General features: G+C 67.1%; 20 protein-coding genes. 14 read left to right on the top strand and 6 right to left on the bottom strand.

Translation table 11 applies throughout. The features are described 5' to 3' along the window. Positions 1-10: 10 nt before the first annotated feature. Both QNI11_RS24815 and QNI11_RS24810 read right to left on the bottom strand, forming a co-directional pair. Positions 11-3,076, bottom strand: a complete 3,066-nt coding sequence (locus QNI11_RS24815; RefSeq protein WP_283983739.1) for an efflux RND transporter permease subunit — start codon at positions 3,074-3,076, stop codon at positions 11-13. A 4-nt stretch (positions 3,077-3,080) separates the two neighbouring features. Continuing rightward, the gene (locus tag QNI11_RS24810) at positions 3,081-4,172 is read right to left on the bottom strand and encodes an efflux RND transporter periplasmic adaptor subunit (protein ID WP_283983738.1); all 1,092 of its coding nucleotides are present in this window, start codon (positions 4,170-4,172) and stop codon (positions 3,081-3,083) included. Between the two features lie 625 nt (positions 4,173-4,797). Here QNI11_RS24810 and QNI11_RS24805 point away from each other — a divergent pair. From QNI11_RS24805 to QNI11_RS24745, 13 genes are all read left to right on the top strand, one after another. After that, entirely contained in the window at positions 4,798-6,897 is a 2,100-nt protein-coding gene (locus QNI11_RS24805) for a hydantoinase/oxoprolinase family protein (RefSeq protein WP_283983737.1), read from the top strand. Continuing rightward, positions 6,894-8,474 carry a hydantoinase B/oxoprolinase family protein gene (locus QNI11_RS24800; RefSeq protein WP_283983736.1) on the top strand — a complete coding sequence of 527 codons (1,581 nt, stop codon included), beginning with the start codon at positions 6,894-6,896 and terminating at the stop codon, positions 8,472-8,474. Before QNI11_RS24805 ends, QNI11_RS24800 begins: the two co-directional genes overlap by 4 nt. A gap of 67 nt (positions 8,475-8,541) precedes the next feature. Continuing rightward, positions 8,542-10,074, top strand: coding sequence for an ABC transporter substrate-binding protein (locus QNI11_RS24795; protein ID WP_283983735.1), 1,533 nt, complete (start codon positions 8,542-8,544; stop codon positions 10,072-10,074). Positions 10,075-10,084: 10 nt separating this feature from the next. After that, on the top strand, positions 10,085-11,044 hold the full coding sequence (locus QNI11_RS24790) for an ABC transporter permease (protein WP_100931132.1): 960 nt from the start codon (positions 10,085-10,087) through the stop codon (positions 11,042-11,044). Then, positions 11,041-12,885, top strand: coding sequence for a dipeptide/oligopeptide/nickel ABC transporter permease/ATP-binding protein (locus QNI11_RS24785; protein WP_283983734.1), 1,845 nt, complete (start codon positions 11,041-11,043; stop codon positions 12,883-12,885). The genes QNI11_RS24790 and QNI11_RS24785 overlap by 4 nt, the downstream gene beginning before the upstream one ends. 14 nt (positions 12,886-12,899) lie before the next feature. Next, entirely contained in the window at positions 12,900-13,901 is a 1,002-nt protein-coding gene (locus tag QNI11_RS24780) for an ABC transporter ATP-binding protein (protein ID WP_283983733.1), read from the top strand. After that, positions 13,898-14,611: an SDR family NAD(P)-dependent oxidoreductase gene (locus QNI11_RS24775; protein ID WP_283983732.1), complete on the top strand. Its 714-nt coding sequence runs from the start codon at positions 13,898-13,900 to the stop codon at positions 14,609-14,611. The genes QNI11_RS24780 and QNI11_RS24775 overlap by 4 nt, the downstream gene beginning before the upstream one ends. Beyond that, entirely contained in the window at positions 14,611-15,960 is a 1,350-nt protein-coding gene (locus QNI11_RS24770) for an FAD-binding oxidoreductase (RefSeq protein WP_283983731.1), read from the top strand. Before QNI11_RS24775 ends, QNI11_RS24770 begins: the two co-directional genes overlap by 1 nt. A gap of 113 nt (positions 15,961-16,073) precedes the next feature. Further along, entirely contained in the window at positions 16,074-16,883 is an 810-nt protein-coding gene (locus QNI11_RS24765) for a creatininase family protein (RefSeq protein ID WP_283983730.1), read from the top strand. 117 nt (positions 16,884-17,000) lie between these two features. Beyond that, complete coding sequence (locus tag QNI11_RS24760) at positions 17,001-18,002, top strand: TRAP transporter substrate-binding protein (RefSeq protein WP_100931126.1); 1,002 nt, start codon at positions 17,001-17,003, stop codon at positions 18,000-18,002. Then, positions 17,999-18,562 carry a TRAP transporter small permease gene (locus tag QNI11_RS24755; RefSeq protein ID WP_283983729.1) on the top strand — a complete coding sequence of 188 codons (564 nt, stop codon included), beginning with the start codon at positions 17,999-18,001 and terminating at the stop codon, positions 18,560-18,562. The genes QNI11_RS24760 and QNI11_RS24755 overlap by 4 nt, the downstream gene beginning before the upstream one ends. Before the next feature lie 3 nt (positions 18,563-18,565). Beyond that, positions 18,566-19,849 carry a TRAP transporter large permease gene (locus QNI11_RS24750; protein ID WP_100931124.1) on the top strand — a complete coding sequence of 428 codons (1,284 nt, stop codon included), beginning with the start codon at positions 18,566-18,568 and terminating at the stop codon, positions 19,847-19,849. A gap of 9 nt (positions 19,850-19,858) precedes the next feature. Further along, the gene (locus QNI11_RS24745) at positions 19,859-20,536 is read left to right on the top strand and encodes an RraA family protein (RefSeq protein WP_100931123.1); all 678 of its coding nucleotides are present in this window, start codon (positions 19,859-19,861) and stop codon (positions 20,534-20,536) included. A 3-nt stretch (positions 20,537-20,539) separates the two neighbouring features. Here QNI11_RS24745 and QNI11_RS24740 read toward each other — a convergent pair whose 3' ends face one another. Next, positions 20,540-21,454 carry a LysR family transcriptional regulator gene (locus tag QNI11_RS24740; RefSeq protein WP_100931122.1) on the bottom strand — a complete coding sequence of 305 codons (915 nt, stop codon included), beginning with the start codon at positions 21,452-21,454 and terminating at the stop codon, positions 20,540-20,542. Between the two features lie 38 nt (positions 21,455-21,492). On the opposite strand from QNI11_RS24740, the gene QNI11_RS24735 reads away from it, so the two are divergent. Next, on the top strand, positions 21,493-22,425 hold the full coding sequence (locus QNI11_RS24735) for a glyoxylate/hydroxypyruvate reductase A (RefSeq protein WP_100931121.1): 933 nt from the start codon (positions 21,493-21,495) through the stop codon (positions 22,423-22,425). A gap of 25 nt (positions 22,426-22,450) precedes the next feature. Here QNI11_RS24735 and QNI11_RS24730 read toward each other — a convergent pair whose 3' ends face one another. Genes QNI11_RS24730 through QNI11_RS24720 form a run of 3 tightly spaced genes read right to left on the bottom strand, consistent with a single transcriptional unit; the run spans position 22,451 to position 25,781 of the window. Next, the gene (locus tag QNI11_RS24730; protein WP_283983943.1) at positions 22,451-23,182 is read right to left on the bottom strand and encodes an SDR family NAD(P)-dependent oxidoreductase; all 732 of its coding nucleotides are present in this window, start codon (positions 23,180-23,182) and stop codon (positions 22,451-22,453) included. A 27-nt stretch (positions 23,183-23,209) separates the two neighbouring features. After that, positions 23,210-24,862: a gamma-glutamyltransferase gene (gene ggt, locus QNI11_RS24725; RefSeq protein WP_283983728.1), complete on the bottom strand. Its 1,653-nt coding sequence runs from the start codon at positions 24,860-24,862 to the stop codon at positions 23,210-23,212. A gap of 16 nt (positions 24,863-24,878) precedes the next feature. Further along, entirely contained in the window at positions 24,879-25,781 is a 903-nt protein-coding gene (locus tag QNI11_RS24720) for a LysR family transcriptional regulator (protein ID WP_254698487.1), read from the bottom strand. Position 25,782 lies beyond the last annotated feature (1 nt).

Below are 25,782 nucleotides of genomic sequence, written 5' to 3'. Positions count from 1 at the left end.
CCGCCAAAGCTCAGGCGGGCCGCGCATCCTCCCCTTCCTTTGAAGACGCATGCTGACCGGGGAAGAACAGGTAGTAGAACACCGGCGCTGCGATGAGTGTCAGCACCGACGCAAAGCCGAGCCCCGCCATGATCGTCACCGCCATCGACGCGAAGAACGCGTCCCAGAGCAGCGGCAACATGCCGAGGATCGTGGTCGCCGCCGCCAGAACGACTGGGCGCAGACGCGAGGTTGAGGCCTCGACGATCGCGCGCTCGAACGGCACGCCCTCTGCGCGGGTCAGGTCGATCTCCTCCACCAGCACGATGCCGTTCTTGATGAGCATGCCTGACAGGCTCAGCAGGCCCAGAAGCGCGGTGAACGAGAACGGCAGCCCCGTCCCCAGCAGCCCCAGCGCCACGCCGTTCACCGACATCGGCACGAGCAGCCAGACGATCAGCGGCTGACGTAGGGCGCCGAACAGCAGGATCGAGATCAGAACCATGATCAGCAGCGACACCGGAAGCTGGCGGCCGAGACTTTCCTGCGCCTCGGTCGAGCTTTCGTATTCGCCGCCCCACTCGCGCGAGTAGCCTTCGGGCAAGGGGATTGCCTCGATGGGACCGCGCACCTGCCGGAACACCTTGTCGGCGTTCACGCCCGCGGGCACCCCGGCCATGACGGTGATCGTGGGCAGCCGGTCTCGGCGGTGGATGAGCGTGTCGTGCACCTCGTAGTCAAGACCGTCGATCAGCTGTTCGAGCGGAATGAACTGCTGCGCAGCAGAGCTGTAGACCGGCTGATCCACAAGATGTTCGCCACCTTCGGCACCGGCACCCAACTGACGTACGATGATCGGGATCAGACGGCTGCCTTCGCGGAAGGTGCCTGCGCGGTCCCCTTCCGTCGCCAGCTTCATCGTGGCGGCCACATCCTCGCGCGTGACGCCGGCAGTCTGGGCCCGGCCTTCGCTGTAGCGTGGCGCGATGACAAGCTCGCGCTCGCGCCAGTCGGTGCGCAGGTCGCGTGTCTGGTCGCTGGCCTCCCGCATGACCGCCTCGGCCTCCACCGCGAGGGCCCGCAGAACGTCGGGATCGGGGCCGGAGAACCGCACCGCGACGGGCGCGCCGCCACCGGGACCAAAGGCCAGCCGCTCGGTGCGGAACTCGCCCCCGGACAGGGTTTCGCGCCCGAACGTCTCCAGCGCGTCCCTCAACGGCGGTATCTCTTCGAGCGTGGCAGTCCGGATGATCAGGTGGCCATAGGTCGGCAACTGCTCTTCCGGCGCATAGGTCAGCATGAAGCGCGAGGCACCGCCGCCCACGAATGTCGAGACCGAGACGACTTCGTCGCGTTGCAACAGCCAATCCTCGACCAACGCCATGTCGCGCGACGTGGCGGAGATGTCGGTGCCCTGCGGCAACTTGTAGTGCACGTAGAACAGCGGCGTGTTGCTGTCGGGGAAGAACTGCTGCTTGACCTGTCCGAACCCCCAGTAGCAGCCGGCCGTCAGAACCAGCAGTGTAACCACCACCAGCCAGCGCGCCCGGATCGCGCCGCGCAGCACGGCAGCATATGCGCGGAAGACCGGGCCGTCGTAGGCGCCTCCCCCTTCGCCATCGCCGCGCTTGAAGATGTAGTGCGCCAGAAGAGGCGTCGCCGTGATCGCGAGCACCCAGGACAGCAGAAGCGAAATGCCGATCACCGCGAAGAGCGAGAACAGGAATTCGCCGGTCGCATCGGGGCTGAGCCCGATTCCGGCAAAAGCCATGATGCCGATCACGGTCGCCCCAAGAAGCGGGATCTGCGTCTTCGATGCGACGTCCTCAGCCGCATCGCGCGAGCTTTTCCCTTGCTGCATGTCGCCCTGCATGCCCTCGGCGACGACGATGGCGTTGTCGACCAGCATTCCCATGGCGATGATGAGCGCCCCGAGCGAGATCCGCTCCATCTCGATCCCGAAGACCGCCATGAAGAAGATCGTGCCCACCACCGTCAGCAGAAGCGTCGCCCCGACCACCAGCGCCGCGCGCCAGCCCATGGCGAGGGCCAGAACGATCACAACGATGGCGACCGACATGGCGAGGTTCAGAAGGAAGGCGTTCGATGCCTCGTCGACGACGTCGTGCTGCTTGTAGATCGGGTTGAGTTCGACCCCCAGCGGGATGTCCGCGCGCAGCTCATCCAGCCGCGCATCGACCCGCGCACCCACGTCGACGATGTTCAGCCCCTCCTTGCCCGCGATACCGATGGTAAAGGCTTCCTGACCGTTGTGGCGGATGATCATCGACGGATCGTCGACCCGCTCCCGGCTGACGATGGCGAAGTCGGTCAGGTCGACGATCTCGCCGTTGACGCCAATGGTCAGGTTCTGGATCGCCTCGACGCTGTCCGACCCTTCCGGCGTCTCGATCCGAAGGGACAGGTCGCCGCTTTCGACGCTGCCGGCGGGCGTGACGGTCTGGGCGTTGGCGATGGCCTGCGCGATGGCGGCGGGCGCGATGCCGAGGTTGGTGACGATGGCGGGCTGCACCTCGACGAACACCGCCTCCTCCGGCAGGCCGGAAAGGGTGACGTCGGCGACACCCTCGACCGCCAGCAGTTCACGCCGCAGGAAATCTGCAATGTCGTGCACTTCCTTGTCGGTGAAACTGGGTGCCGTGACGGCGTAGAAGATCCCGAACACATCCCCGAAGCCGTCGTTGACAAAGGGTTCGCGCGCGCCCTCGGGCAGGGAGCCGCGGGCGCTGGCCACCTTGGCGCGCAGCTTGTCCCAGATCTGCGGCAGCTCCTCACCGGAGTAGGTCGACTCGATCTCGACGTTGATCCGGCTGAGCCCCGGCTTGTTCGACGAGGTGATCGTCTTGACCTCGCCCATCTGCTGGATCGCGCTCTCGATCTGTTCAGAGACCTCGCGGGCGACCTCCGCTGCCGAGGCGCCGGGATACTCGGTCAGCACCACGGCGTTCTTGATGGTGAAGGCCGGGTCTTCCAGCCGGCCGATGGTGGCAAAGCCCCAGATCCCCCCAAGGAGGCAGCCCAGCATCAGGAGCCATGTCAGGAGCGAACGGTCGATTGCGGAACGCGCGATAGCCACGAGCTCAGTTCCCCAAGCCGGTGTAGCGGCGCACCGCCTGGCCATCGACAAGCTGCGAGGCGCCCGTCGCCACGATTTCCGTTCCCGTGTCCGGCCCCTCGATCAGTGCAACACGCGCATCCTCGCGCATCTCGATCTCGACCGGTACCTGCCGGACGGTGCCCCTGTCCTCCTGTTCGCCCGGTTCGAACACCATAACTGCGACCGAGCGGTCGGGCGTGAACACAAGCGCGGTTTCCGGAAGCAGGATCGCCATGCCTTCGTCCTCAAGGTCTGCCCGCGACTTGACGGTGACGGAGGCCCCGGGCAGCACCCAGCCCGGCACTTCTTCGACAAAGGCCAGCGTCAGGGTGAAGGTCTGCGCCACCTGGGCGGTCTCTGCCTCGAATTCCCGCAGGGCCAGCGCGTATTCGCGGTCTTGTCCCGGAAAGCTCGCGGTGAAGCTCACGCTGCTCGCCGCGTAATCGGCGGAGCGGCGGAACAGAACTTCGGGCACCTCGATCTCGACGCGCAGTTCGGACATGTCGTGCAGCCGGACGACCGGCTGGCCGGCACTCACCGTGGTGTAGACCGGCACTTCGCGGCGCGCCACAAGCGCGTCGAACTTGGCGTGGAGGCTCGCATCTTCCAGCCGGCTCTCGGCCTCCTGCGCGGCGATCCGCGCCAGGTCGAGCTGTGTCCGGGCATCGCGCACCTGCACCTCGGCGACGGCATTGCCCTGCAGGCTGCTGAGCCGCTCGGCGTCTCGTTCGGCCTTGGCGAGATTGACCCTTGCGCGTTCCAGTTCACGCTCGAAGGGCTCAAGGTCGAGCTGCGCGACCAGCGCGCCCTCCTTGACGGGCGTCCCCTCGGTCACCGGGAAAGAGATGATCTGGCCGGGCACCTGGAACGCAAGGTCGACCGTCGATCGGGCACGCACCCGTCCGAAGAACTGCCGTGCGATGGGCGCGGCGCCAGCCTCGATCGTCATCAGCTTGACGGGACGCGGCGCATCCTGCCGGGCCGTACCTTCATCCTCTTGGGCAAAGACGGCGGACGGTATGGCCAGGAGGCACACCAGCAAGAGACGGATGGCGAGGGTGCATCGGTGTGACATGCTAACTCTTTCGCGGTTCGAATGTGGGTCGCAAGTAAACTGATCGGTTCACCACGACAAGTGCGCTGTCGCACAGAGCCTACACTGAAATAGAAGTGTTGCAGGCGACGTTCAGGAGTTGGACGCAACGGCCTGGGACGGATGGGACCAGTGCCAAGACGGCGGCACAGATCGCTTTCCTCGGCCCATCCGGAACTGCGATGCCAGTCTCGGAAACGCGCGCAACCCAACCCACGACGATCTTGGATTTTGCTGCCGTCGTCGCTGTCCGCCAGCGTGGAAACGCACCCCTCCATCCTTCGATTCCGCCCCGTTCGGCTGTCGGTCCACATTTCGAAAGCACGCCGGACACGCACGTATTTACATCTTGGCGTCAGACGGGATTGTGACGGCAAGCGCCATAGGCTGGTCCGGCGAACCGAGATGCATGATTGTCATTTGTCATATGTTTCAGCAACTTGAAGCGTCAATGAGAGGCCCGCCCGCGACGGCCGATAGAAAAATTCTTGGCTGTCAAAAAAGTTTTGGATTGGACGTGACGCGGAACCTGCGTGTCCGATGACCGAAAGCGCGATGACGCCCCAACGGGCCGCCGCGGCACGGGAAGAACAGGAAAAACCGAGCGATGAAGGACCTCACGAACACAGCACCCGGACCGGCCCGCTGGCGCGTCGGGGTCGACTCCGGCGGGACCTTTACCGATGTCTGCCTCTTCGACGAGACCTCGGGCCGGATGGAAGTCTGGAAGGTTTCGTCCACGCCGGACGATCCCTCGCGCGGCATTGCGCAGGGCGTCGAGGAAGGCATGCGCGAATGCGCCGGGGCAACCGATGATCCGGCCGCCGCTGTCGCCTACCTGGGCCATGGCACCACCGTTGCCACCAACGCGCTCATCACGCATCGCGGGGCGCGCGTCGGGTTGCTGACCACCGCAGGCTTCCGCGACCTGCTGGAAATCGGACGCCAGAAGCGCCCCGACCTCTATGACATCTTCGCCGAAAAGCCGCAGACCCTGGTGCCCCGCGCGCTGCGCTTCGAGGTCCCGGAACGGCTGTTGCACGACGGTACGGTCGACATGGCGCTGGACGAAGACGCAGTACGCACCGCCGCCCAAGGTCTGCGCGCGGCCGGGGTGGAGGCAGTGGCCATCTGTTTCCTCTACGCCTTCGTGAACCCCGCGCATGAAAAGCGCGCCCGTGAGATCCTCGAAAAGGAGCTGCCGGACGTCTTTCTGTGTGCCAGCCACGAGATCGCCCCGGAATTCCGCGAGTTCGAGCGGCTGTCCACCGCCACGGTCAACGCCTATCTCGGCCCGATCATGCAGCGCTACATCCACCGCCTGACCCCGCGGCTGGAGAACCTCGGCCTGCCGGTCCCGCCACATCTGACGCAGTCGAACGGCGGGGTGGTTCGCTTCGAGGTCGCGGCCGAGACACCGGTGCGCGCGGTCCTCTCCGGCCCCTCCACCGGCGTGGTGGCGGCACAGGTGATCGGCCAGGCTGCGGGCGAGGCCGACATCATCACCTTCGACATGGGCGGGACGTCCTCTGACGTGGCGCTGATGGCAGGCGGACAATGCGCGCGCACCAACGAGGCGCAGGTGCACGGCTACCCGATCAAGGCGCCGATGCTGGACATCCACACCGTCGGCGCCGGCGGCGGTTCCATCGCACGGATCGACTCCGGCGGGCTCCTGAAAGTCGGCCCGGAAAGCGCGGGCGCCGATCCCGGGCCGGTCTGCTACGGGCGCGGCGGCGAGGATCCCACCGTCACCGATGCCAACATCGTGCTGCAGGTGCTGAACCCGACGCATCTGCTGGGCGGCCGGATGGAGGTGCGACGCGACCTCGCCCTGGCCGCCATCGACCGCATGGCCGAACGGCTGGGCATGGACACCATGGCAACGGCGCAGGGCATCATCTCGGTCGTGACGGCGAACATGGCCAAGGCGATCCGGGTAATTTCCGTGCAGCGCGGGCACGACCCCCGCGCCTATGCGCTGATGGCTTTCGGCGGCGCGGGGCCGCTGCATGCGGTGCGGCTGGCGCAGGAACTGGGGATGCCGCGGGTCATCATCCCGCGGACGCCCGGCACGCTATGCGCCATGGGGCTGCTGTTGACCGATCTGCGCGCCGAATTCCCGCTGACCCGGCTTATGCCGCTCGACTCGGCGATGCTGGTAGAGATCGGCGATGCGGTCGCACAGGTCACCGCCGAGGCAGAGGACTGGTTCCGATCAGAAGAGATCGAAGCCGACAAGCGCGGCCTCACACGCCGCGTCGACATGCGCTACGAAGGCCAGAACTACGAACTGTCCGTCGAACTGCCCGAAGGGCCGGTCACCGAAGAAACGCTGAAGGCTCTTCGCGCGGGCTTCACCGAGGCGCACAAGCGGCTTTACGGCTTCGCGGTCGAGGATGAACGCATCTTCTGCGTCACCTTCCGCGCCGAGGCCGTGGGCCAGGTGGAAAAGGCCACGCTCGCCACCAGCGCCCCCGGGCCGGAAGATGCCCGGCATGCCATCATCGGTGCGCGCCAGACATGGTATCCGGAGACCGGCTGCTTTACCGAAACGACGCTATACGCCCGCGAACGGTTGCGTCCGGGGATGCGCTTCGACGGTCCCGCCATTGTCGAGCAGATGGACACCACGACGCTGATCCCCCCCGGCGTTTCGGCCCATGTCGATGCAACCGAAAACCTGATCCTGGAGCTTGGCCAATGACACAGACCCCGGCTCTCGATCCGATCACCGTCGAGGTTATCGGCGCCGCCCTATCCTCCATCGTGGAGGAAACCGGCGAGGCGCTGGTCCGCGCCTCCTATTCGACCAACATCAAGGAGCGGCGGGACTGCTCCACCGCGCTCTTCGATGTCGAGGGCCGCACGCTCTGCCAAGCCGAACATATCCCGGTGCACCTGGGCAGTTTCCTCGACTTCATCCCGATGGTGCTGAAGCTGCACGATGCGAAGGGCATCCGCCCCGGAGACGTGTTCGTCGGCAACGACGCCTATCAGGGCGGCGGCACGCACCTGCCCGACATCGCGCTGGCGGAGCCGATCTTCCACGGCGGAACTCTGGTGGCCTGGACCGTCAACCTCGCGCATCACTCGGATTTCGTCGACCGCGCGCACGCCCACATCTATCAGGAAGGGCTGCGAATTCCGCCGATCCGGCTCTACCGCGAAGGTATGCTGCAGGAAGACGTGCAGAACCTGATCCTGCTGAACTGCCAGGTGCCGCGCGAACGCCTGTCGGACTTGCGCGCCCAGATGGCCGCGAACCGGGTCGGCGTGCAGCGCTTTCAGGAACTCTGCGACCGGTACGGTGCCGACACTGTGCTGGGCTCGGGTCAGGCGCTGCTGGACTACGCGGAACGCAAGATGCGCGCGGGCATCGCCGCGCTGCCGGACGGAAGCTGGCGGTTCGAGGACGTTTTCGACAACCTAGATTTCGACGACCCGATCCCGCTGGCGGTGACGGTGACGATAGCGGGCGAGGACATCAGCCTTTCCTTCGAGGCGCCGCCGCAGGTGCGCGCGGGCATCAACATGACCCGCACCGCGCTTCTGGCCACGGTCTATTACATCGTCAAATCGGTGGTCGACCCCTCGGTCCTGCCCAACGCCGGGCTGGCGCGACCGATATCGGTGACGGCGCCGGAGGGCTCGATCCTCAACTGCGCGCATCCCGCGGCGGTCAACGGGCGGGTGCAGACCTGCCAGCGCGTCGCCGACCTGATCCTCGGCGCACTGGCGCAGGCGGCCCCGGCGCGAGTGTCGGCCTGCACCAACTCTACCTGCACAGTGGCGCTGTTCTCCGGAACGCGCCAGAGCGGGCCGGAACAAGGCACCTACTGGGTTTACCTCGAAACCATCGGCGGCGGCGGCGGCGCACGCCCGGATGCCGACGGGCTGGACGGCATTCACGTACACGCCACCAACACGTCGAACCTGCCGGTCGAGGCGCTGGAAGTGGAATACCCGCTGATCCTGGAACGCTACGAACTGGTCGACGGCTCCGAAGGCGCCGGGCGGCAGCGCGGCGGCATGGGGCTGCGGCGGGTCTACCGCGCCACCGAGGATTGCCTCGTCCGGGTCGACATCTCGCGCAACCTCTCACGCTCGTGGGGGCTGGACGGCGGCGGCGAAGGCGGGCACGGCAGCTATGCCACCGGCCCGGGCACCGCGCCGTTCGACCGCGGCCAGGGCACCCTGCGCAAGGGCGAATGGCTGGAGGTCGTCACCCCCGGGGGTGGCGGATACGGCCGCCCGGAGGAACGCCGCGTCGCGGCCGAGTGAACCCATCTTTCCGAAGACAAAACCGAAAGGCCGTCAAGAGCCTGCCTCAACCGACAAGGAGACTTAGATGACCAACGATCTGAACCGCCGCGGCTTTCTGGCCACGACCCTCGCAGGTGCCGGTGCACTCAGCTTTCTCGGCCCCCGGGCGCTGATGGCGCAGGAGGGCGGCACGCTGCGCTTTGCGCTGTCGACCTTCCCGCCCAGCCTTGCGGCCTGGACGTCCGCCGGAACGGCAGCGGGCACCATCAAGCTGATGATGCACCGCGGGCTGCTCAGCTACGGCCCCGACGGGATGCTGCGTGGCGAACTGGCCGAAGACTGGTCGGTGGACGACGCCGGTGTCTGGACCTTCACCCTGCGCGAGGCGCAGTGGCATGACGGCTCTCCGGTGACCTCCGAGGACGTCGCCTACACAGTCGCCGAGGTTGCAAAGCCCGACAGCGCCGCCTTCCGTCAGGGCCAGATGGCGCTCATCACCAAGGTCGAGACGCCAGATGCGCGCACCGTGAAGATGCACACCTCCGAACCGCTGGCCGTCCTGCCCGGCTGGTTCGCCCATTACCACATGCCGATCATCAAGGCCGGCGAGAGCCCGGAGACCGAGATCGGCGCCGGGCCCTTCACGCTCGACAGCGTCGAACGCGGCGTGTCGCTGAGCCTCAAGGCCTTCGACGGCTACTACAAGGAAGGTCTGCCCAAGCTCGCCGGGGTAGAGGCCATCGTCTACGCCGACGAGAACCTGCGTGTCGCCGCGCTCGAAGCGGGCGATGTCGATCTCGCCGAATATGTCCCCTGGCAGGCCATGGCGCAGGTCGAGGAGAACGAGGCACTGAAGCTCGACGTGACCGACGGCCCCTTCATGTACCTGACCTTCAACGGCGGCAAGGCGCCCTTCGACAATCCCAAGGTGCGGCAGGCCGTGGCCCATGCCATCAAGCGCGAAGACATCGTGGCGGCGGCCTTCTACAACCGCGGCGGCGCGCTGAACCACTTGCCGATCGCCGAAGGGTCGGAGTTCTTCAACCCAGAGCTGGCCGACGCCTGGTCCTATGACCCGGAAAAGGCGAAAGCGCTTCTGGCCGAAGCGGGCTACCCGGACGGCTTCACCTGCACCATGCTCTCGACCGCGCAATACGGCATGCACCAGTCGACCGCCGAGGTCTGCCAGGCCTACCTGTCGATGGTCGGCATCAACGTGCAGCTCGACCTGCCGGAATGGACCAGCCGGGTGAAAAAGGGCAACGAGGGTCAGTATGACCTCGCCGTCATGGGCACCACCGCCGACAACAACGATCCCGACGGTCTGGTCAACGTGCTCGACGGCTCCCTGCCCCCGTCCTTCGTGCGCAGCTACGACATGCCGACGCCCGAGATCACCGACCTGTTCGCCAAGGGCCGCGCGACCTTCGACACCGACGAGCGCAAGGCGATCTACCGCGAGCTGGAGCAGGTGGCCATCGACACCGTGCCGCTGGTGGGTCTCGCATGGCGCGCGCAGGGCTACGGCATGACGGAAAACGTCACCGGCTTCTCCAACCTGCCGGGACAGCTGACCTTCTATTCCGGCATCACGCTGGAAGAAACGATGCTGGGCTGAACGTACCCCAATGGTCCGATACATCGCATACCGCAGCCTTGTCGCAATCTTCCTCGTATGGGTGGTGGTGACGCTGGTCTTCCTCTTGCTGCACCTGATCCCCGGCGATCCGGCGGAATTGCTTCTGAGCCAGGGCAGCATGGCCGCCGACCCACAGGCGGTGGCCGCCCTGCGCGAGAAGATGGGGCTGAACGCCCCGCTGTGGCAGCAGTATCTGGACCATCTGGGGGGCGTCCTGTCCGGCGATCTCGGCGCGTCGTTCCGCGACGGCGCGCCGGTGATGGAGCAGATCGCCACCCGCCTGCCCCGCACGCTGGAGGTGATCGCGACCGCCGCCCTCCTGGCCAGCCTTGCCGGGGTGCCGCTTGGCACCTGGGCAGCGATCCGGTCCGGCGGCAAGGTGGACGGGTTCGTCTCTCTCCTGTCCTCGGCGGCGCTGTCGACGCCGGTTTTCGTCGTCGGTTCGGTCGTCATCCTGATCTTCGCGCAGGAACTGAAATGGCTGCCGGCGGGCGGCTTCGTGCCCTTCTCGGAAGATCCCGTGCAGCACCTCAAGCTGCTGATCCTCCCCGCCGGCACCGTGGCGCTGAGCCTCTGGGCCGTGATCACCCGCATGACCCGCGCCTCGGTAATTGAGGTGCTGGAACGCGACCACGTCCGCACCGCCCGCGCCAAGGGGCTGGCCCGCAACACAATCCTGCGCCGCCACGTCGTGCGCAACGCGCTGATCCCGGTGCTCACGGTCCTGGGGCTGGAGATGGGCACGCTGATCGGCGGCACAGTCCTTGTGGAATTCGTGTTCAACTGGCCCGGGCTGTCGGGCTACCTCGTCGCCGCGGTAGACGCGCGCGACTACCCGGAGGTCGTGGGCATCGTCATGACCATCTCGGTGCTCTTCGTCTTTCTCAATCTCGTGGTGGACGTGGTCAACGCCATGCTCGACCCGCGCATCTCGCTGGTGACGTCATGAACCGCGCAACCCGCAAGCTGCTGCTGCCGGGCGGCATCATCGCCGTACTGGTGGCCGTGCTGCTTCTGGCGCCGGTCCTGCCGCTACAGGACGTGCGCGCCATGGACATTCCCAACCGCTTTGCCGGTCCTTCCGCCGCGCACTGGCTGGGGCAGGACGACTTCGGCCGCGACGTGCTGGCGCGGCTGATCTGGGGCGGGCGCGCCTCGCTTTTCATTGCCGTGGGTTCTGCGCTGGCAGCGGCGATCATCGGCACGGTTCTGGGCCTGCTCGGCGGCTACTTCCGTGGTTTCGTCGAAGTGCTGACCGTCCGTGCCGCCGAGATCCTGCTGTGCCTGCCGCCGCTCCTCCTCGCGCTGCTGGTCGTCACCATTCTCGGCGCCGGGACATGGCCGCTGATCCTTGCCCTGACGCTGCTCTACACGCCGAACTATGCCCGTGTCGTCTATGCCGCCACGCTGCAGGTCCGTGGGCTGGATTACGTCACCGCCCAACGGTCGATGGGGGCCTATCCGCTGACCATCCTCGGCCGGACCATCCTGCCAAACGTCATGCCGCCGCTCCTGGTGCAGATGTCGCTGGTGGTGGCCTCGGCCATGGTGATCGAAAGCGGGCTCAGCTTCCTCGGCCTCGGGGTCGTACCACCGACGCCGTCCTGGGGTCTGATGATCCGCTCCGCGCGCGGCGCGATGGAACAGGCCCCGATGCTGCTGGTCTGGCCGTCGCTTGCATTGGCGGGCACGATCCTGACCTTCAATCTGCTTTGTGACCGCCTGCAGGAGGCGCTGGACCCGCGCGAGGTCACCCGCGGTGGCGCGCTGTGGATGCGCGGCCGGGCTCGTCGACGCAACGTCGAACCCGTGGCGCAGGCCGAGAGCGGCCCACTGGTCGAGATCCGCGATCTGGCGATTTCGGTCGGCCACAATCCGAAGGTCGACCTCGTGCGCCGCGCAGGCCTGACCGTAATGCCGGGCGAGACCGTGGCACTGGTCGGCGAAAGCGGCTCCGGCAAGACGCTCACCAGTCTGGCGCTGCTGGGCCTGCTGCCCGACCAGCTGCGCGTGACGGCGGGCGAGATGCTCTACCGGACCCGCGATGGAGAGGTGGTGAACCTCGCGGACCTCGACGAAGAAGGCTTCCGCAATCTGCGCGGACCGGAGGTGTCGATGGTCTTCCAGGATGCCTCTGCCGCGCTGAACCCGGTGCACCGGGTCGGCGACCAGCTGGCTGAGGCGCTGCGCGCCGGGGGCATGACGGACGAAGCCAAGGTTCAGACCCGCGTGGTCGAGCTGTTGCGCCATGTCGGCATTCCCGATCCCGAACGCCGCCGCCGCGCCTATCCGCACGAGCTGTCCGGCGGCCAGCGGCAGCGCGCCATGATCGCGCTGGCCGTGGCAAACACCCCGCGCCTTCTGGTCGCGGACGAACCGACAACCGCGCTCGACCCGACGATCCAGGCGCAGATCCTCGACTTGTTCCGTACGCTCAAGGCCGACACGCCGGAGATGGGCCTGATCTTCGTGACCCACGACCTTGCCGTGGTCTCGGAACTGGCCGACCGGGTGGTCGTGATGTACGCGGGCGAAGTGGTCGAAACCGGCCCGGTGGCCGAAGTCTTCGCCGATCCCAAACACCCCTACACCGCCGCGCTGATCGCCTCTGTCCCTGAGGGCGGAGCGGAGCGGCTGCGCGCCATTCCCGGCAGCGTTCCGCCGCCTTTCGCCATGCCGGAAGGCTGCCGCTTTGCACCGCGTTGCGACCATGCCGCCCCGCAGTGCAAGGCCCGCGCCCCGGAGGTCAGCCGCATCGACGACGGCCGCATCACGCGCTGCATCCGCTAGAAGGAGGTCTGCTGATGTTCGACACGGCAACCAAACCCGCCCCTCTGGTCGAGGCGAAGGGCCTATCCCGGAACTTCCCCAGCCGGCAGGGTATTCTCGGCCGGAGCCGCGATGTCTGGGCGGTGCGCGATGTGTCTTTGACTCTGGCGCCCGGCGAAACGGTGGGCGTTGTGGGCGAAAGCGGATGCGGCAAGTCCACGCTGGGCCGCATGATGATGGGACTGGATCGCCCGACCGAGGGCAGCGTCTCCTTCGACGGGCGCGACCTGTCCGGCCTCTCGGCGGCAGAGAAGAGGCGGCTCTCGCGGCGCATGCAGATGGTGTTCCAGGACCCCTTCGGTTCGCTCGATCCGCGCCGCACCATCGGCACACAGATCACGGACGGGCTGCGCATCCACCGCCTCGTACCTGCGGGCGAGGTCGAGGCGGAACTGCACCGGCTGCTCGATCTCGTCGGTCTCCCGCGGGAGGCCGCCGCCCGCCGGCCGCATGCCTTTTCCGGCGGCCAGCGCCAGCGGATTGCCGTGGCGCGTGCGCTGTCGACGCGGCCGGATTTCATCGTCGCGGATGAACCCGTCTCCGCGCTCGACGTGTCGATCCAGGCGCAGGTGGTCAACCTGCTGATGGACCTGCGCGACGAACTGGACCTGGCGATGCTGTTTATCAGCCACGACCTGCACGTGGTGCGCCATCTCTGCACGCGGATCGTGGTCATGTACCTTGGCCGCATCGTCGAGGAAGGCCCCGCCGATCAGGTCTTTGCCAGCCCGGCACATCCCTACACCCGCGCGCTGCTGACCGCGACGCCCAGCATGAAACCCCGCACGCAGGGTGGCGCGCCCCGTATCCTGCCCGGGGAACTGCCAAGCCCCGCCAACCCGCCCTCGGGCTGCCCCTTCCGCACCCGCTGCCCACTGGCCGAAGACGCCTGTGCCGAAGCGGTACCCGCCGCGCGCGCCATGGGACCGAACTGGACGGCGTCCTGCATCAAGGCCGCGCCCGAGGTCCTGTCATGAGCGCACCAGTGGCCATGATCTCCGGCGGCAATCGCGGAATCGGCGCGGCGATTGCGCAGGCGTTGCACGCGCATGGCTACCGGGTGGCGCTGGGGCTGCGCCGTCCGGGCAGCCTGCCGCCGGAGCTTGCCGCGCTCGACCCGCTGGTGGTGCCCTACGATGCGGCGGACACAGGGGCCGCGCGCACCTTCGTGACCGCCGTCGAGAACCGCTTTGGCCGCATCGACGCGCTGATCAACAACGCGGGCACCGGCGAACCGCTGGAACTGATGCCCGAGACGCCGCAGCCCGACGACGAGATGGAAGAGGTGCTCGACCATCTGCTGAACATCAACGTCAAGGCGCCCTTCCGGCTGACCCGCGCCGCCCTGCCCGCGCTCTGCAGGTCCGGACGGGGCCGGGTGATCGTGCTCGCCTCGCTTTCGGGCAAGCGTGTGCTCGGCCTGAATGCCGGCTACCAGATGACCAAGCACGCCGCCGTCGCGCTGTCCCATGCAGCCCGCCGCGCCGGGTGGGACAAGGGCGTGCGCGCCTGCGCCATCTGCCCCGGCTTCACCGCCACCGACATGACGCTGCGCCACGACCTGCCGCGCGAAGAGATCACCCAGCCCGAGGACCTCGGGCGCCTTGTGGCCGAGATCGTCACCCTGCCCAACAGCGCCAGCGTCTCCGAACTGGCGGTGAACTGGCGCTACGAGCCGGGGCTGTAATGCGCCCGGTCGTGACCGAAGTGCGGGGCGATACCCGCCCGCCCGAAGCGGTCGACCTCGTCGTGATCGGCGGTGGCATCATCGGCTGCTCTGCCGCGTTCTGGGCCGCCGAGCAGGGGCTGCGCGTGGCGCTGGTCGAAAAGGGCCGCATCGCCGGAGAGCAGTCGGGCCGCAACTGGGGTTGGGTCCGGCGGATGGGACGTGCCGCTGCCGAATACCCGCTGGGCATCGAAAGCCTGAAGCTCTGGCAGGGGCTTAACGAACGCACGGCGCGCGACACGGGCTTTCGCCGCGGGGGCATCGTCTACGCCGCCCGCACGGACCGCGAACGCGCGTGGCTGGCCGGTGTCGAGGCAGAGGCCGCGCGCTTCGGCCTTGCGGTCGCGAGGATGGACAAGGCAGCGCTGGCGGCAACCTTCCCCGGGGCGCGGCTGTCCGATACCGAAGGTCTGATGACCGCCGACGACGGTCGTGCCGAACCGGCGCTGGCGGCCCCTGCGCTCGCGGAGAGTGCCCGCGACAAGGGCGCGGTGCTGCTGACCGGGTGCGCCGTACGGACGCTGGAAACGGAGGCGGGACGGGTTTCTGCCGTGGTGACAGAGCGCGGCGTGATCCGGTGCCGGGCCGTGATCCTGGCCGCCGGGGCGTGGTCGCGGCTGTTCTGCGGCAACCTCGGAATCGACCTGCCGCAGGTGCGTATCCGCAGTTCAGTGCTTCGGACGGCCCCGGTGAAGGGCGGGCCGGAACTGGCGCTCGGAAACGGGCGCTTTGGCATCCGTCCGCGTCTGGACGGCGGCTACACCGTGGCGCGACGCGGGCGCACGCCCGTGCAGCTGACGCCGGACGTGCTGCGGCAGACGCCGCGCTTCGCCCGCGGGCTGCTGAAGAACCGGCGCGAGATTGCCCTGACGTTGGACGGCAGCCTCGTCGAGGATCTGCGCACCCCGCGCACATGGCAGGGCGACGCAATCACACCGTTCGAAGCATGCCGCGTCCTCGACCCGGAACCGCAGGGCGCCATACTGGCCAAGGCGCTGCGCGACGTCGCGCAAGCCTTTCCGGCGCTGGACGGGGTGCAGGTCGTGGAACGCTGGGGCGGCATCATCGACGTCACGCCCGACGGTGTGCCGGTGATCGACCACGCGCCCGGCCTGCACGGACTGGTGATCGCGACCGGTTTTTCCGGCCATGGATTCGGCCTTGGCCCGGGCGCCGGTCAGCTTGCGGGGGAACTGGCCACCGGACGCACGACGCTGGTCGACCCCGCGCCCTTCCGGCTGGATCGTTTCGGCGGCGGACGGACGGCAACGGCGCGGCAGGGTGCCATCGCACAGCCGCCAACACCCTGACGCCAAGACGAAAATTTTCTTTATCGCCGGACAATCCCTTTGAATTGGACGGCAGACCGACACCCGGCTTCACTGAAGCCAAAGAGCGATACGAAAAACGCAGGAGCGCATTCATGATCGAAAAGATCCGCATGGCCGAACTGACCTCGGAAGAGGCGCGTCAGCACCTGACCGCCGAGGCTGTCGTCCTGCTTCCGATGGGGTCTCTCGAGGATCAGGGCATCCATGCGCCGATGGGCGACTACCTCGCCGCCGACCTCATGGCGGTCGAGATTGCCAAGGCCGCCCGCGCCGATGGTGTAGCGACCTTCGTCGCCCCGGTCATCCCTTTCGGCGGGCGCGACTATTTCGACAGCAGCCATGGCGGCATCTCGATCAGCCACGCCACGCTGTGCGGGATCCTCGACGACATGTTCGCCTGCCTGAACCGCCACGGCATCCGCAAGGTGATGATCGTCAACGGCCACGGCGGGAATGTGCCCGCGATCACCGAGGTCACTCTGCGCTGGCGTCAGAAGGCCGGGATGTTCGTTCCGTCGATGTACCTCTGGCAGGTGGCCTACGGCGAGCTGCCGGGTCTGATCGGCAAGGAGCAGGCGGCAAAATCCTCCGGCCACGGCGGCGACCCGCTGACCTCGGTCGGCCTGCACTTCTACCCCGACATCCTGCGCGCGGACCTGGTCCGCAAGGCGCCCGAAGGCGCGGCGATCAAGGGCATGGCGATTTCCGGTTTCAACAGCGTGTCGATCGACGGCGCCAAGATCCAGGTGCCGATCGAGGCGCTCGAAGCGACGGAAACCGGGGCCTTCGGCTGCGATCCGACCCTGTGCTCGGCCGAAACCGGCGAAAAGCTGGTCGCCCGGCTTGCCGCCATCGGCGCGACGCTTGTGCGCGATCACGTAGCCCCGGGCCTGCACGGCTGAGTTTCACCCGCGGACCGGTCGACACCGTAACCGCACCCCCAAAGGGCTGACGTCATCCACGGACCATCACGAACCGGGCAAACCGGTCGGTCAGCCCCCCAACATGGAGAGACGAAGATGACCAAGACACTGCGACTGACCCTGACGACAGCGATGGCACTGGCGCTTGCAGGACCCGCGCTGGCCGAAACGACCTGGCGCATGGCGACCAAGATGCCGGTGGACAGCCCCGAGGGGCAGGTCTTTGCCAAGTTCGCCGAACTGACCGAGGAATACACCGGCGGCGAGCTGAAGATCGACGTCTTCCCGAACGAGCAGCTCGGCAAGGAAGACGCCGTTCTTGAGCAGCTTCAGGCCAACATCGTCCAGATCTACGCCGAGGGCTTCGGCTACCTGAAGAAGTGGGAGCCGGCGCTGGCTTGGGTCGCCGCCGCATTCGCCTTCGACGATTTCGACCACTGGCAGCGCTTCATGACGTCGGACACCGTGACGGCCTGGTTCGACAATGCCGCCGAACAATCCGGCGTGCGGCCTCTGGGCGACCCGACGCGCGTGCTGCGCGGCCCCTACCGCGTGATGGTCTCGAACGTGCCCATCGAAAGCGCTGCAGACATCGAGGGTATCAAGCTCCGGATGCACGAGAACAAGGTCGCCATCGAGACATGGGACCACCTAGGCGCCGAGGTCATCACCCTGCCCTGGACCGAGGTCTACCAGGGGATCTCCAAAAGCATCGTGGAGGCGGTGAACTCCCCCATCGCGCTGGTGGAATCCATGCGCTTCAACGAGGTCGCCCCCTACATCACCCGCCACGACGAATACTGGCAGTCGATCGGCTTCATGGTGAACGAGGACGCGCTTGCGGCACTGGACGAGGAAACCCGCGCTGGCCTGATGAAGGCCTACGAGGAAACGGGCGACTACTCGCAGGAAGTGATGTTCGGCGTCGCCGATGAAAGCATCAAGCGCATGGAAGAGGCCGGCGCCACCTTCACCGTGCTCGACACCGCACCGCTGGTCGAGAAGATGCAGAGCTTCTACGCCGCCATGGCCGAAAGCGGCGAACTGCCCGAGGGCTTCATGGACGCGGTCGAGGCCAGCCGGACACCCAGCCAGTGACCCCCTACGACTACATGCCCGAGGGCCCGCTGCAGCGGGCCCTCAACCGGATCGACCGGCTGAACTGGGATCTGGGCGGCATCTTCCTGTGGCTGTCCAACGCTTGCCTGCTGGTCATGCTGGGGCTGACCGTGGCGACCATCATCCTGCGGCCGCTCAGCCTCGCGGCTTACTGGATGTGGCCGTGGACGATGGTCTTCTTCATCTGGCTCAGCTACTTCGGTTTCTTTGCCATGTACGCCCGGCTGAAGGACGTGCGCGTCGACTTCATCGCCGGACTGTTCGGCCCCATCGGCATGGCGGTCACACGGGTGTTGTCGGACGCCGCCACCCTGACCGTCACGGGCGTGTTGCTCTGGCAATTGCCGCAGGTCATCGCCACCTCGCGCGGGGTTTATGACGGCGCGATCCTGCCCGCCGGTTTCGAGCTGCCGCGGCTGGCCCTGTCGATCCCGCTCTTCATCTCGGCTGCGCTGGTGGCGATCACCGCGCTGATCGACCTTGCCAAGATGGCCTCGGGGATGCCCGAGAACGTCGCCGACCACCACCCGGAGAGCTGACACATGGCCTGGATCCTGATCGGAACCTTCATTGCGCTGATCCTCGTGCGGGTGCCCGTGTCGATCGCCATCGGCGCGGCGACGGTGCTGACCTTCGCGACATCCGACTTCTCCTCGGCCATGCAGATCATCCCGCAGCAGATGCTGGAGGGGGTGAACAAGGCCTCGCTGACCGCCGTGCCCTTCTTCATCATGGCCGGGAACCTGATGAATGCGACCGGCGTGACCGAACGCATCTTTGCCTTTGCCAACGCACTGGTCGGCCACCTCAAGGCCGGGCTGGCGCAGGTCAACATCCTGTCGTCTATGATCTTCGCCGGTATCTCGGGCGCCGCCGTCGCCGATTGCGCGGGCCTTGGCGCCATCGAGATCAAGGCGATGCGCGAACGTGGCTACAAGTCCGATTTCGCCGCCGCGATCACCGTGGCCTCTTCGGTCATCGGACCGCTCATCCCGCCGTCCATCGGGCTGGTGATCTATGCCTTCCTCGCCCAGCAGAGCATCGAACGGATGTTCTTGGCCGGCCTTGTGCCGGGCATCACCGTCGGACTGGCGCTAATGCTTTATGTCCGGCTGCGCGCCGGTTTCGAGGAATTCCCGACCCAGCCACGCGCCACGCCGCGGGAGGTGGTCGGCACAGCGCGCCACGGCTTTGCCGCGCTGGTGGCCCCGGCGATCATCCTCGGAAGCATCCTCTTCGGGTTTGTCACCGCGACCGAGGCCGGTGTGCTGGCCTGCGTCTACTGCATCTTCCTGGGCATCTGGTATCGCGAGCTGACGCTGGCCAAGTTCAAGCAGGCGCTGTCCGACACGGCCATGATGACCTCTGTCATCATGATCATCATCGCGTTTTCCATCGCGATGGGCTGGCTTCTGGCCATCGACCAGACGCCGCAGAAACTGGCCGACTGGACCTTCTCGCTGACCGAGAACCGCAACGTGTTCCTCGCGCTTCTGCTTGTCTTCATCATCCTCGTCGGCTGCGTCGTCGAAGGCGTACCGGCCAAGCTGATCCTCGTGCCGACGCTGCTGCCGCTGATCGACGCCTACGGCATCGACCGTGTGCACTTCGGCATAATCATCCAGCTCGGTCTGCTGATCGGTATCGCCACCCCGCCCATGGGTATCGGCCTCTACATCGTCTCGGAGGTCGGCCGCGTCCGCTTCGAAAAGGTGACGATGGCGGTGCTGCCCATGCTTCTTCCGCTCTTCGCCGTGCTGATCCTGCTGACCTACGTGCCGCAGATCGTGACCTTCCTGCCCGACCTCGTCTTGGGCAAGCAATAAGGACTGACCATGACCAACCTGACCTACAAGATGAACCCGATGCCCGCCGCGATCCCGCAGGACAAGCTGGACCGGCTGGCGAAACTGGAAACCGCCACCATCGGGCATTTCTACCACTTCGGTTTTGCCGCGCCCGCCATCCAGTCGGTGCTGCCGGGCAAGGTGGTGGCGGCGACGGTGGCCACGCTGGCGATCCCGGGTCACGATTCCACGCTGCTGCACCATTGCCTCAGCCAGTGCGGACCGGGCTACTTCCTCGCGGTCGACCGGCTGGGCGACACGAAATACGCCTGCTGGGGTGGTGGCGTCACCCGCATGGCAGCGATGATCGGGCTTGAGGGCGGTTGCGTCGACGGTCCGCACACCGACACCGCCGAGATCGCGGAACAGGATTTTGCCATGTGGTCGCGCGGACCCTCGCCGGTGACCACTCGGCTCTACAACTCCGGCGGCGGCTTCAACGTCCCGGTCTCGATCGGCGGGGCCGCCGTTCTGCCCGGTTACGCGGTGCTGGCCGACGACAGCGGCGTGCTGTTCATCGCGCCCGAGGACCTCGACGCCGTGCTGGAAGAAGGTGAACTGAAGACAGAGCGCGGTCGCGTCAACGAGGCAAAGGTGACCGAAGGCACACATCTGGGTCAGCTCTCCGGTGCCACGAAGATGGTCGAGGGGAAACTGAGGCAGTGAGCCTCAGACCCCCTCGATGAACGTGGCATGGCGCGGATGATTCCGACACCACTCCTCCGCGCATTCGCGCGCAAGGTCGAGCACCAGGCGAACCTGCTTGCGCCGTGCCCGGTTGGCATAGGTGCAGGCAAGGTCGAGCGGCGGGATCTCGTCGGTCACGCTCAGCTGCACCAGCCGGCCATCCGCCAGCTCGTCCTCGACCCCGATGAGGGCCAGCGCCGAGGCGCCGTACCCCAGCCGCAGCATTTCGTACATCGTCGCCAGCGAGTTGCCGTAGTGCCGCGCCCCGCGTTGCGAGCGCATCTCCTCGATGATCTCGGCCACCGGGTTCCACATCGGAGAGGTCTTGGGATAAAGCACCAGCGGCAGGTTGCGCAGCGCCTCGGGCGTCATCGGCTGCGGCACGCCCTCCACGAGGTCGGGCCGCGCCACCCATCCGACCGCGAACCGGGTTGTGAATTCCGCCTCGGGCACGCGGTCGCCGCTGGCGGTGAAGGCCAGGTCCAGCGTGCCCGCGTCGATGAAACGCGCCAGTTGCAGGTCAGAGCTGGAATAGACGTCCAGCGTCAGTTCCGGATGGTCGTCGCGCACCCGCTGCAACAGCACCGGACCCCAGGTCAGCGCCGCCATGCCGGCCAGCCCGATGGCCAGCCGCTGCTTGTGCTTGTCGAGCAGCCGCGTGTTCATGGTCTCGCGCAGGTTCAGGAACTGCAGCGCGAAATCGGCCACCTCGATCCCCTGATCGGTCAGCCGGAAGCTGGGCGCGGTCCGGTCGATCAGGGTCTTGCCCAGGTCGTTTTCCAGCGACTGGATCCGCGCCGAGACCGCCGGTTGCGTCAGGCCCAGCCTCTGCGCGGTCTGGCGATAGTTCTGGATCTGGCTGAGCCAATAGAAGGCTTCCAGCTGCTTGAAATTCATCCCCCTACCCCATGATGCGATCGAAGAAGGACAGTCCCATGAAAGCCGTCGTCTACCTGCCCGTCGAGGACAAGACCCAGTGGTGGGTCGAGATGTTGCAAAGCCTCCTGCCGGGTTGGGAGGTCGCCTCGATGGACGATCCGGGCGATCCCGCCGGTGTCGATTTCGCCGTGGTCTGGCGCCCGCGCACCGGCGATCTGGCGCAGTTCCCGAACCTCAGGGCTATCGTCTCGATCGGCGCGGGGATCGACCACGTGCTCGCCGACAAAGAGCTGCCAGCCGGTGTGCCGATCATCCGCACCGTGGGCACGGACCTGACACAGCGGATGCGTGAATACGTCGCCCTGCACGTCCTGCGCCACCACCGCGACATGCCGCGCCAGTTGCAGGCCCAGGCAGAGGCCGACTGGCATGCCATCGTCGTGCCGGTGGCGCCGAACCGGACGGTGGGTGTGATGGGTCTGGGCAACCTCGGCGCCGCGGCGGCGCAGACGCTGGCCGGGCTGGGCTTTGACACCCGCGGCTGGTCGAAGTCGCAGAAGGAGATCGACGGCGTGACCTGCTTTGCCGGGTCCGAGGGGCTCGACGCCTTCCTCGACGGGTGCGAGATCCTCGTGAACCTCCTGCCGCTGACTGACGAGACGCGCGGCATCCTCTCTGCCAGCCTCTTTGCCAAGCTGCCGAAAGAGGCCTGCGTCATCAACTGTGCCCGCGGCCCGCATCTGGTCGACGAGGACCTGCTTGCGGCGCTGGACGGCGGGCAAGTTAAACAGGCGACGCTCGACGTCTTCCACCAGGAACCGCTGCCCGCGGACCATCCCTTCTGGAACCACCGCAAGATCACCGTCACGCCCCACGTCGCCTCCCAGATTGACGCGGGCACCGGCGGGCGCCTCATTGCCGCCAACCTGCTGGAGTTTGCGAAGACCGGCACCTGCAACGACGTGGCCGACGCGGCGCGCGGCTACTGACCGATGCCTTTGCCGAGGGGCGGCATCAGACATGCTGCCCCCCGTTCACGTCGATGGAGCTTCCGTTGACATAGGACGCCTCCCCCGAGCAGAGGAACAGCACCACGCGGGCGACCTCGTCGGGCTGGCCGAGCCGCCGCATCGGAATCAGGCGGGCCATGTCCTCGGTTCCGGGCGACAGGATTTCCGTCTCGATCTCGCCCGGTGTGACCATGTTCACCCGGACGCCGCGCGGCCCCAGCTCTGCCGCCGCTTCCCGGGTCAGCGTCGCAAGGGCGGCCTTCGAACAGGCGTAGGCGGTGCCCGCATAAGGGTGCACGCGCGTGCCGACGATGGAGCCGACGTTGACCACCGCACCCTGCGCACGCTCCAGCTCCGGCAACAGGTCGCGCATCAGCGCCGCCGGTCCGATCAGGTTCACGTTCATGACGTGGTGCCAGATCTCGTCGCTGCTGGCGGCCACACCCAGACGCTGCCCCTCCGGCCCCTTGGGCGAGATCCCGGCATTGTTCACGATGGCGTTGAGCCCGGTCTCGACCAGGGTCTCTCGCAGCCGCGCCACGAGGTCGGCACGGGCGGCGGGATCGGCCAGGTCCCCCTGGAAGTGATCGGACGTGCCCGCGTGCCATGGGCAGCGCGCATCGAAGGCAGTGCGGGAGACTGTCAGGACCCGCCAGCCGGCAGCCTGGAACAGCTTGACGGTGGCGTGGCCAATACCCCGGCTGGCCCCGGTAAGCAAAAGCGTCTTCTGTGCCATCATGTCCCTTTCAGGGATAAGGTCGCGTCAGATATGGAATGAGACACCGGCATCCGCCAGCCCGCCCCCCATGGCGGAAACGGTGCCGTCGGCGCGCCAGCAGGCGGCCCCGGTCATCGCGCCGTCCGGATCGAAGGCGATGGCGTTCATGCCACCGCCGATATGCGGAACAAGCTGGACCTCGTGCCCCTTCGCCTCCAGCGCCGCGCGGTGATGCGCGTAGTCGGGTTCGAGTTCGACATGCGCACCTTCGGTCCAGATCCGCGGTGCCTCCACCGCCTGCTGCGGGCTCATCCCGAAGTCGATCAGGTTGACGATCGCCTGCATGGCCGAGGGAAAGATCCGCAGCGCGCCGGGCAGCCCCAGGGCAAAGCGCGGCGCACCGTCTTTCAGCATCATCATCGGCGCCATGGAGGTCGGCACCCGCTTGCCCGGTTCGATGGACAGCGCCTTCCCGGGATGCGGGTCGAAGTTGTACATGTAGTTGTTGGGGATGATCCCCGTGCCCGGCACCATGATCCGCGCCCCGAACAGCCCGTTGATCGTGTGCGTGGCCGAGACCACGAAACCGTCGCGGTCGGCCACGGTGACATGGGTGGTGTTCCGGCTCTCGTAGCCCGGCGGCACCTGCCCTGCCCCGCCCACATCGCGCAGCCGGGCGCTGCAGTCGCTGGCATAGTCCTTCGAGGTCAGCTTCTCGACCGGGATATCGACGAAGTCCGGGTCGCCCGAAGCCGCACGGCGATCCTCGAAGCCCACGCGGATCACCTCTGCCAGCAGGTGCAGCCGTTCGGCACTGTCGAAACCCATGGCGGCCAGGTCGTAGCCTTCCAGCATGTTCAGCATCTGTGTGACATGCACCCCGGACGAGGCAGGCGGCGGCGGTCCGGCGATCTGGAAACCGCGATAGGTGCCAAAGATCGCGTCTCGCTCCCGCGCCTCGTAGGTGCGCAGGTCTTCCAGCGAAACGCTGCCTTCGTCGCCCAGCCTCTCGACCAGCGCCGCCCCCAGCGCGCCGCCATGCAGCGCGGCGTCGCCTTCGCGGGCGATCAGGCGCAGGCTTTCGGCATAGTCGCCCCGCACCAGCCGGTGCCCCGGTGCGGCGGGCGTGCCGTCCGGAAGAAACTGCGCGGCGATCACGCGATCGCGGGCGAGGTCCTCCGCGTGGCGCTGGATCGTGCCGTTCAGGTAGGCGGTGACGCGGAAACCGGCCTCTGCCAGCCGGATCGCCGGGGCGATGACGTCCTCGAACGGCAACGCGCCGTGGGCCGCCTGCATCGAACACCATCCGCGCAGATTGCCCGGCACCGCAACGGAGGCCGGGCCCACCAGGTTGCGGCGGCCCTCCGTCTCCATGTAGTCGGGCAGCCGGTCCGAGACCGGGCGGAACATGTCCGGCCGGGCCGAGGCGCCCGCGTGCGACAGGCAGTCATAGACCACGTGACGCCCGTCAGGTGTGCGCAGATGCGCCACGCCACCGCCCGCGATGCCGACCATCATCGGCTCAACCACGGTCAGTGCCAGAAGCGCGGCCACGGCGGCGTCCACCGCATTGCCCCCGGCGGCCATGATCTCGTGACCGGCGGCGCTGCCCAGCGGGTGGTTGGTGACGACAACCCCGGCGGAACCGCTGGCCGGGGCCTTGCGGCAGACGAAGGGCAAAGGTGTCGGATCGGTCATGTCTGTTCCTCGGAGATCAAGGCGTTGTCAGGGTCGGCACCGCAGCCTCAAGCACCTCGACGAAGGCGCGGGCGGCCTCCGTCAGCGGGCGGCGGGCGGGTTCGAGAAGGTAGAGGCTGCGCCAGAGGTCGAGCCCCTCAATCGGCACGAAGCGGATGTCGGGGTCGCGGAACAGCAGGACCGCGTTCCTGGGCAGCAGGGCGACGCCCAGACCTGCCCGCACGAGGCACAGTTGCGCGATGGTCGAATGGGCAGTCAGGCGAGGTGACAGGAAGTCCCGCGGGATGGCGGGGCTGTCGGTCAGCAGTTGCTGTGTACCGGTCTGCGCGTCCAGCCCGATCAGGCTGTCGGCGTCGATCTCGTCCAGCGCCACGCTGTCACGCCCGGCAAAGCCATGGTCCGACGGGCAGGCCAGCCCGACCTGATCACGCAGGATGGCACGCTGACGCAGGTCCGGAGATCTTTGCGCGCGCCCGGCGATGGCAATGTCGAGCCGCCCTTCCGCCACCATGATTGCCAGCCGCTCGGCGATGTCGTCATGCAGCATGCAGCGGATGCCTGCCCGTCCGGCAAGGAAGTCTGACAGCAGCGGCGCCAGCAGTTCCGAGATCGCAGAGGGCGACGCACCAAGATGCAGCGTGCCGCTTTCCAGCCCGGCGCGGGCGCGCAGCCGGTCAACCGCGCGCTCCATCCCGGCAATCAGCGGCGCGGTGTCGTCGAGGAAGTCCTGACCCAGCGGCGTGATGGATGGCGGGCGGGTACGCCGGTCGAAAAGCGGCGCACCGATGTCGGACTCCAACTGCCGGACAAGTTCCGACAGGGCCGAAGGAACGACACCCAGTGTCTCGGCGGCCGCGCTGAAGGACCCCTGCGCCGCAACCGCATGCAAGGCGCGCAGGTGTCGAAAGTTGATGTTCATT

This window comes from Sagittula sp. MA-2, assembly GCF_030126985.1.
GTDB lineage: Bacteria > Pseudomonadota > Alphaproteobacteria > Rhodobacterales > Rhodobacteraceae > Sagittula.
The sequence above is the reverse complement of the archived record's forward strand: the minus strand, read 5'-3'. Positions and strand labels throughout refer to the sequence as shown.

What these genes read in the sequence shown, in the direction of transcription:
- QNI11_RS24810 (WP_283983738.1), bottom strand. Translation starts at nt 4,172, where the DNA reads ATGTCACACCGATGCACCCTCGCCATCCGTCTCTTGCTGGTGTGCCTC.
- QNI11_RS24805 (WP_283983737.1), top strand. Translation starts at nt 4,798, where the DNA reads ATGAAGGACCTCACGAACACAGCACCCGGACCGGCCCGCTGGCGCGTC.
- QNI11_RS24800 (WP_283983736.1), top strand. Translation starts at nt 6,894, where the DNA reads ATGACACAGACCCCGGCTCTCGATCCGATCACCGTCGAGGTTATCGGC.
- QNI11_RS24795 (WP_283983735.1), top strand. Translation starts at nt 8,542, where the DNA reads ATGACCAACGATCTGAACCGCCGCGGCTTTCTGGCCACGACCCTCGCA.
- QNI11_RS24790 (WP_100931132.1), top strand. Translation starts at nt 10,085, where the DNA reads ATGGTCCGATACATCGCATACCGCAGCCTTGTCGCAATCTTCCTCGTA.
- QNI11_RS24785 (WP_283983734.1), top strand. Translation starts at nt 11,041, where the DNA reads ATGAACCGCGCAACCCGCAAGCTGCTGCTGCCGGGCGGCATCATCGCC.
- QNI11_RS24780 (WP_283983733.1), top strand. Translation starts at nt 12,900, where the DNA reads ATGTTCGACACGGCAACCAAACCCGCCCCTCTGGTCGAGGCGAAGGGC.
- QNI11_RS24775 (WP_283983732.1), top strand. Translation starts at nt 13,898, where the DNA reads ATGAGCGCACCAGTGGCCATGATCTCCGGCGGCAATCGCGGAATCGGC.
- QNI11_RS24770 (WP_283983731.1), top strand. Translation starts at nt 14,611, where the DNA reads ATGCGCCCGGTCGTGACCGAAGTGCGGGGCGATACCCGCCCGCCCGAA.
- QNI11_RS24765 (WP_283983730.1), top strand. Translation starts at nt 16,074, where the DNA reads ATGATCGAAAAGATCCGCATGGCCGAACTGACCTCGGAAGAGGCGCGT.
- QNI11_RS24760 (WP_100931126.1), top strand. Translation starts at nt 17,001, where the DNA reads ATGACCAAGACACTGCGACTGACCCTGACGACAGCGATGGCACTGGCG.
- QNI11_RS24750 (WP_100931124.1), top strand. Translation starts at nt 18,566, where the DNA reads ATGGCCTGGATCCTGATCGGAACCTTCATTGCGCTGATCCTCGTGCGG.
- QNI11_RS24745 (WP_100931123.1), top strand. Translation starts at nt 19,859, where the DNA reads ATGACCAACCTGACCTACAAGATGAACCCGATGCCCGCCGCGATCCCG.
- QNI11_RS24740 (WP_100931122.1), bottom strand. Translation starts at nt 21,454, where the DNA reads ATGAATTTCAAGCAGCTGGAAGCCTTCTATTGGCTCAGCCAGATCCAG.
- QNI11_RS24735 (WP_100931121.1), top strand. Translation starts at nt 21,493, where the DNA reads ATGAAAGCCGTCGTCTACCTGCCCGTCGAGGACAAGACCCAGTGGTGG.
- QNI11_RS24730 (WP_283983943.1), bottom strand. Translation starts at nt 23,182, where the DNA reads ATGGCACAGAAGACGCTTTTGCTTACCGGGGCCAGCCGGGGTATTGGC.
- ggt (WP_283983728.1), bottom strand. Translation starts at nt 24,862, where the DNA reads ATGACCGATCCGACACCTTTGCCCTTCGTCTGCCGCAAGGCCCCGGCC.
- QNI11_RS24720 (WP_254698487.1), bottom strand. Translation starts at nt 25,781, where the DNA reads ATGAACATCAACTTTCGACACCTGCGCGCCTTGCATGCGGTTGCGGCG.